Origin of the sequence: Pseudomonas paraveronii (genome assembly GCF_963681955.1) — a bacterium.
In the GTDB taxonomy this organism is placed as follows: domain Bacteria; phylum Pseudomonadota; class Gammaproteobacteria; order Pseudomonadales; family Pseudomonadaceae; genus Aquipseudomonas; species Aquipseudomonas paraveronii.
On record NZ_OY817130.1, the window covers coordinates 2333669 to 2341329 of the forward strand.

The window sequence follows — 7661 nt, forward strand, 5'->3', positions numbered from 1 at the left end:
CCCATGGCCATCCCACATCAGCCTCAACCCCAATCCCTCATCGAGATGCTGGCGCAGCGCGCCGAACAACAAGGCGAGCAACTGGCCCTGCGCTTTCTCGGCGATGGCAACGAAACCACCGAGCTGTTCACCTACGCCCAGCTCGACGCCCGGGTCCGTCACCTGGCCGCCTGCCTTGGGCAACGCGCCGAGGAAGGTGATCGGGTGCTCCTGCTGCTGACCAACGGCCCGGAGTACATCGTGGCGTTTTTCGCCTGCCTGTATGCGGGGTTGATCGCGGTGCCAGCCTATCCGCCGGAGCGCAATCGCCAGTTCCATACCGAGCGCCTGCAAGGCATGGCTATGGATGCGGAGCCCTCGCTGATTATCTGCGAGCAGGCGGCCCTGGAAGCCTCCCTGCTATTGCGTGACGGCCTCGCCCTGGCGAACCTGCCGGTTGTGGCAAGCGTCCAGGACCTTGAGGCCCAGCCGGCCCAGATCTGGCAGTCACGTGAAGTGCCGGGCGACGCCATCGCCATGCTTCAATACACCTCTGGCTCCACCTCCGAACCCAAGGGCGTTGAAGTCACTCACGCCAACCTGTTGGACAACCAGCGCCTGCTGCAAATGGGCTTCGGCACCCGGCCGGGCGACGTATTTGTCAGCTGGCTGCCGCTGTACCACGACATGGGCCTGATCGGCGGCATGCTGCAACCGATCTACGCCGGCGTGCCGCTGGTATTGCTGACCACCCAGCACTTCCTCGCCCGGCCGGCGCGCTGGCTGGAAGCGATCCACCGCTATGGCGGCACCTTGAGCGGCGGTCCGGACTTTGCCTTCCGCCTGTGTACCGAAAGCGTGCGCGACAGCCTGCTCGCCGAGCTCGACTTGAGCCGGTGGCGTGTGGCGTTCTGCGGCTCCGAACCGGTACGTGCCGATACCCTGGCCGATTTCGTTGCGCGCTTCTCGCCGGCGGGGCTGTCGGCAACCACGCTGCACCCTTGCTACGGCCTGGCCGAAGCGACCTTGATGGTCACGAGTAATACCCGGGGTGGCCCCTACTACACACTGCATGTCGACCACGAAGAGCTGGCCCATGGCCGGGTGGTGCCCGATCCGTCCGGCACCGAAGTGGTCAGCAGCGGCGGGCTGCTGTTCGACGATCAGGTGCGCCTGATGGACCCGCAAACCCTGCAACCCGTCGCGCAAGACACGGTCGGCGAAATCTGGGTGCGCGGCCCTAGCGTCGCGCGTGGCTACTGGCGCAATCCCGAGGCCACCGCCAAGACCTTCCTCGACTTGCCCGATGGGCGTTGGCTACGCAGCGGTGATCTGGCGTTTCTCCACAACGGTGGTCTGTTCATCACCTCGCGGGCCAAGGACGTGATCATCATTCGCGGCCAGAACCGTTACCCACAAGACATCGAAAAAGCCGTGGAGCAGGGCGTCGAAGCGGTACGCAAAGGCCGCGTCGCCGCGTTCCCGGTACAGGTCGACGGCCGAGAATGCATCGGCATCGCCGCCGAGATTGGCCGCAACGTGCAAAAGAAATTCGACCCGCAGACGTTGATCGATGCCATCGACCGGGTGGTCAGTGAAACCCAGCAGGAACCCGCCAGCGTCATCGCCTTGCTGGAGCCGGCTGCGTTGCCCAAGACCACCAGTGGCAAACTGCAACGCTCGGCCTGCCGCCAGCGCCTGGAAACCGGCGAACTGGGCGCCTATTACGTCTACCGCCGTCCGGTACTCGGCCTGGTCCCCACCGGGCACGGCGGCGCCCCCCAAGGCGATACCGAGCAGCGCCTGGCGGCGATCTGGTCCGAGGTGCTTGAGGGTGTTGAGATCAGCCGCGACGACGTATTTCTCGCCAGGGGCGGTCATTCCCTGGCCGCCGTGCAAGTCGTGTCGCGAGTGCGTGCCGAGTTCAATGTCGAGTTACCGCTGAGCGCGCTATTCGCCGCAAAACCGCTTGCCCAGTTGGCCGCCATGGTTGACGCCGCGCCGCGTCTGGCCGTCGGCGTGCCGTTGCAGAGCATGCATGCCAGCGGGCCGCAGCCCATGTCGCCGGTGCAGCGCAGTCTGTGGTTGGCACAGCAGTTGGGCGGCGAACAGGGCCGGGCAGCCTATAACATGGTCGCCCGATTACGCCTGTGCGGCGACCTTCGGGTGGACGCCCTGCATGCCGCATTGGGCGATTTGATGCAGCGCCAAGCGAGCCTGCGCAGCGCCTTCGTGCCGGGGTCGGATGGCGTGGCGCTGGTGCACTGTGCCAACCGGGTTGAGCTGGCGTTGCCGCTGCTCGACCTAAGTGGTCTGCACGACGCCGAACAGGCCACCGCGCTGGCCGTGGCCGAAGCCGAGGCAGCGGGGCAACCGTTCGATCTGCAACGGCCGCCGTTGCTGCGCGTTACGCTGCTGCGACTGAACGGCCAAGAGCACTGCCTGTTACTGAGCATGCATCACCTGATCGGCGATGGCTGGTCATTCGGCGTACTGGTCCAGGAACTGGGCGCGCTTTACCAGGCACAATTGACGGGGAGCGAACCGTCGCTTGCGCCATTGAACATCCAGTACAGCGATTACGCGGCGTGGCAGAATGCCAAGGCCGGCAGCGCCGAGCGTCAGCGTGAACAAGATTTCTGGCGTGATTACCTGCGCGGCGCAGCGCAGCAACTGGCCTTTCCCACCGACCGTCCGCGCCCGGCGACGCAACAGACCGCCGGTGCGAGCGTGACCTTCCAGCTCAGCGCCGAGCAAGTCGCGCGTCTTGAAATACTCGGCCGGGCCCACGGCGCCAGCCTGTTCATGGTCCTGCGCGGGGCCTTTGACTGGCTGTTACATCGCGTCACCGGCCAGGACGATTTGGTCTACGGCACGGATATCGCCGGTCGACCGCGCGCCGAGCTGGAAAAAATCATCGGCTTCTTCGTCAACATCGTTCCGCTGCGTGCTCATGTCCGTGAGGAGCAGTCGTTCAGCCAATGGTTGGCCCACGTCAGCGAGGATTCTCTGGCGGTTTTCGAACAGGCGGACTTGCCCTTCGAGCAGATTCTCGACGCCAGTGGCGTCGCTCGCGAACGCCAGCGCAACCCGCTGGTGCAGGCGCTGTTTGTACTGCACAGCATGCCGCGCGGGCAGTTCGCCGTGCCGGGGCTGAGCGCTGAGTTACTCGCCGTGCCGGCGCAAACCTCGAAGTTCGACATGGCCCTGTTCCTCACCCCCAACGCCCAAGGCCTGGGGGGCGAATGGGTGTTTGCCACCGCGATCCTCGACGAGGCTCGGGTACGCTGCTGGGCCGATGCCTGGGTCGACCTGCTCGAACAAATTCTCGCCGCGCCCGACCAGCCTCTCGCCGCGTTGACCCTCCGCGCCCTGCAACCCCTGCCTGTCGCCCCGGCCAGTGGTCGCTCGCGGCTGGAGGCCAAGCGCGACAAGCTCAAGTCCTTCACCCGCCAGGCCGCGCCGTCCGCTGCCGAATCTGCGGTACGTTGCACGCCGCTGAATGCCGACAGTCAGTTCCCCCTGGTGATCGAGCCGGTCAGCGCCGACCTCGACCCTTGTGTCTGGGCCAGCCAGCATCGCGAGTTCATCGAAACCAAGCTGCGCTGTCATGCCGGCTTGCTGTTCCGTGGCTTCGGTTTGAGCACCGCGCAGGATTTTGAGGCCTTCGCCGAGGCCATCCAGCCGGGCTTGTATGGCGCCTATGGCGACTTGCCGAAGAAGGAAGGCGGGCGCAACACCTACCGCTCCACGCCTTACCCCGAGCAGCAGATGATCCTGTTCCACAACGAAAGCGCACACCTGCGCCGCTGGCCGCGCAAGCAGTGGTTCTTCTGCGAGCTGCCATCGCCGGTCGGTGGCGCCACGCCCATCGTCGACTGCCGCGCCATGTATCGCGCCTTGCCGGCCGAGCTGGCCGAGGTCTTCGAGCGTAAGGGTTTGTTGTACGTGCGCACCTTCACCCCGGGCTTCGACGTGGATTGGCGCGACTTCTACAAGACCGACGAGCGTGCCGTGGTCGAGGCTGCGTGCCGCGAGCAAGGCGTGGAACTCGAATGGTTGGCCAACGGCGGCCTGCAGACCCGCACGCCTTGCCCTGCGGTGATCCGCCATCCGTACACCGGGGAAAAGTCATTCTTCAATCAGGTCCAGTTGCACCACGACTATTGCCTGCAAGCCGATGTGCGCCGCGACCTGCTAGGCATCGTCGGTGCCGGGCACATGCCGCGCCAAGTGTATTTCGGTGACGGCACGCCCATTGACGACGCGGTGATGGAGCAACTGGGCCAGCTCTACGAAGCCTGCGCCGTGCGCTTCGAGTGGCGGCGTGGCGACGTGGTGATGCTCGACAACATGCTCGTCGCGCATGCCCGCGACCCGTTCGAAGGCCCACGGCGGATCGTCGTGGCCATGGGCGAAATGACTGACCGCAGCGTGTTTGACAGCGCTGCCGAAGGCACCGTCGAGCGCTCTGGCCAGTCGGCCGGCCTCTCTGTTTAAGGACATCCCCGATGAACGATCTGAGCCTTGATTTGACCGCGCAACACACCCTGGCCTTGAGCCCCGAGCAGCGCGCCTGTCTGCTCGGCCACGACCCTGCGCGTCCTGACGCGGGCAGCCACCGGCTGCGCATCGCGATAACCGCGGCGGATGGGGCGGCGAACCTCCAGACGGCACTGCAACGCTACGCGGCGAGCAAGCCGATCCTCGGCGCACGTTGGCTGCAAGTCTCCGGTTTCCGGGGCTGGCGCCAGGCCTTGCCGAATCAGGGGGGCGCGGTGCGCTGGGTTGAGCTGGACACCACGGCGCCAGCGTTGGCGCTGCGCGACGACGAAGTGCTCGCGGTCAGCCGGCGGGCGCTGGCGGATGGCGCGTTCGAAGTGGAATTCGTGGCCGCCGCACTGGCCCTGGACCCGTCGAGCCTGGAGCGCCTGGCCGCCGATGTGCTGGCGCTGGCACGCGGCGACACGCCGGTCTCCAGCGAAGTGGGCTATGAACACTACGTGCAATGGCGTCAGGACATGGCCGCTGACGAAGAAGCTGCCCAAGGCCGTGCCTATTGGCAACACGCCCAGGTCGATCCCGCCCAGGGCGCTGCCTTGCACCTGGGCCTGCGCGGCAACCCGGCGACGGCTCAGGCAGAGCGCCTGAACGTGCAGCTCGAATTGCCGGGGTCACGACTGCGCGCCCTCCAGGCCTTGGCGGATGGCCTCGGCCAACCCCTGGACGTCGTCCTGCAAGGCGTGTGGTGGGCACTGTTGGGGCGTCTGAGCGGTCAGCAGCGCTTCGTGGGCGGTTGGCTGCACGATTGTCGCGGCGACTATGATCACTTCGAACACACCTTGGGCGTATTCGAGAAAGTCCTGCCGTTGCGCGTCGAGCTGGACCCTGCGTGCCGTTTCGCCGACTGGCTGCAGCAGGCCGAAGGTCGCTTGGGCGATCATCTCGGCTGGCAGGAATACTGCCCAATCGAGGCGCCGACCAGCACCGCGCCGTTGTTGGCGGGGTTCGTCTTCGAACAGGCGCGCCTCGCGCCACGCCAGGTGCTTGCCTACCCAAGCCGCCCGGCCTTCGAACTGCTACTGCGCGTTCGCGCTTGGGGCGAAACCCTGCAAATCAACCTCGAAGCCAACAGCGCTGCGTACAGCGCCGCTGGCCTTGAGGTGCTGCTCGAACAATTGCGCACGCTACTGGAGACCCTGCCGGCCGACGGCGTCATTGCCCTGGCCGACCTGGAGCCGATTGGGGCAGGGGAGCGCGAACGCCTGCTGGCACTGGCCCCGAATCATCCCGCTCCGAACGGTGAGTGGCTGCCGCAACGCCTGGCCCGACATGCCCGGCAAACCCCACAGGCCATCGCCCTCAGCGATGGTCGGCAGCGCCTCGATTATGCCGAGCTGCAGCACACGGTCACACGCATGGCCGGCTGGTTGCAAGGCCAGGGTGTCGGCGTTGGACAGTGCGTGGCCATCGAAAGCGCACGCTCGCTGCAAGGCGTGCTGCAGGTCCTCGCCGTCCTCAGCGCCGGTGCTTACTACTTGCCGTTGGAACCGGCCTGGCCGGACGAACGTCGCCATGACCTGCTGACCCGCGCCGCGCCAGCCTTGGTGCTGTGCGACCCGGCCTCCAGCAGCGCCCAAGGTCCATGGCCGAGCGCCAGCCTGGAGCAAGCGGCAAACGATGCGGAACTGCCATTCCAGCCGCCGCTTCTCAGTGACCATCACGTGGCCTACCTGTTGTTTACTTCCGGCTCGACCGGTGTGCCCAAAGGCGTGCTCATCGAGCATGGCGCGCTACGCAACTATGCACAGGCGGCCTGCACGGCGCTGGGCCTGGAACCTGGCATGCGCCTGGCCTTGACCAGCCCGCTGACCGTCGACCTGGGCCATACCTTACTGTTCGGCGCCTGGCAGGTGGGCGCCGAGCTGGTTATCGCCGCCCAGGACGATCTCGCCGAGGGTGCCGCCTTCAGGCGCTTCCTGGCCCGGGAACGTCCGGACGTGGCGAAGTTCGTGCCGTCGCACTTGGCGGCCTTGCTCGAAGGCGACGCACCGCAGTTACCCGGCACCCTGATCCTCGGCGGCGAAGCCACGCCGCGCCGGCTGGTCGAGCAACTGTTCGCCCACGCGCCGACGTTGCGCCTGTTCAACCACTACGGCCCCACCGAAGCTACCGTCGGCGTGTTGTTTCACCCACTACGGGCCGACGCGCCGGACCGCGATGACCGGGTGCCGCTGAGCCGCGTCCTCGACGGCAACCGCGTGTACCTGCTCGACGACCGCCTGCGCCTGGTGCCCACCGGCGCCTTGGGCGAGTTGTACATCGGCGGCGCGCAACTGTGCCGTGGTTACTTGGGTGAGACCAATGCCGAGCGCTTCGTTGACGACCCCTTTATGCCGGGCCAGCGCCTTTATCGCTCCGGCGATCTGGGCCGGTATCGCGCAGAGGGCGGCCTGCAACTGGTCGGCCGCCAGGACCATCAGGTCAAGTTGCGAGGCCAGCGCATCGAGCTGGGTGAAGTCGAGGCGGCATTGTTGACCTTGCCTGGCGTTGACCAGGCCGTGGCGCGGCTGTGGTCGCCCAGTGAAGGTGCGGCCAGCCTGATCGCCTACGTGGTGCTCGCCCAAGGCGTTGCCGACGATGCCTTGCAACCGTTGCTGGCGGCCTTGGCCGAACGCCTGCCCGATGCGTTGTGCCCGGCGCGCCTGCTCGCCTTGCCGAGTCTGCCCCGTCTGTCTAACGGCAAGGTCGATCGCCACGCCTTGCCCGATCCGGACCAACTGGCGCGTCGTCAACCCGCTCGTGCGCCGGCCAGCGAGCTGGAAGCCAGCCTGCGCGATGCCATGGCTGAACTGCTGGGCTGTGCGCCGACCGCCTTGGGCGTGGATGACGACTTCTTCGAAGCCGGTGGCCATTCGCTGTTGGTGATCAAGCTGTTGGCGCGCTTGCGCACGATGTTCAAGCTCGAAGTCCCGCCGGGCGTGGTCTTCGACCACCCCAACGCGGCCAGCCTGGCCGTGGCCCTTGGCGAGCTTGCCGACCCGGCGCGCCTGGAAAAGATTGCCCGCCTGCGCCGCGAACTGGACAGCCTTAGCGATCAGGAACGCGCAGAGCTGCTGGACAAGGCCCGCACCGCCAAAGGCCTGGCGACCCACTGACAATGGACCGGCTGAGGCCGGTCC

General features: G+C 66.5%; 2 protein-coding genes. Both read left to right on the forward strand.

The window, feature by feature from the left end; translation table 11 throughout:
- The first annotated feature begins 3 nt into the window (after positions 1–3).
- Positions 4–4479, forward strand: a complete 4476-nt coding sequence (locus U5A08_RS10755) for a condensation domain-containing protein (RefSeq protein ID WP_321851463.1) — start codon at positions 4–6, stop codon at positions 4477–4479.
- Positions 4480–4490: 11 nt separating this feature from the next.
- Positions 4491–7637 (forward strand): non-ribosomal peptide synthetase, encoded by a 3147-nt coding sequence (locus U5A08_RS10760; RefSeq protein ID WP_321851464.1) that lies wholly within the window; start codon positions 4491–4493, stop codon positions 7635–7637.
- Positions 7638–7661: the final 24 nt, after the last annotated feature.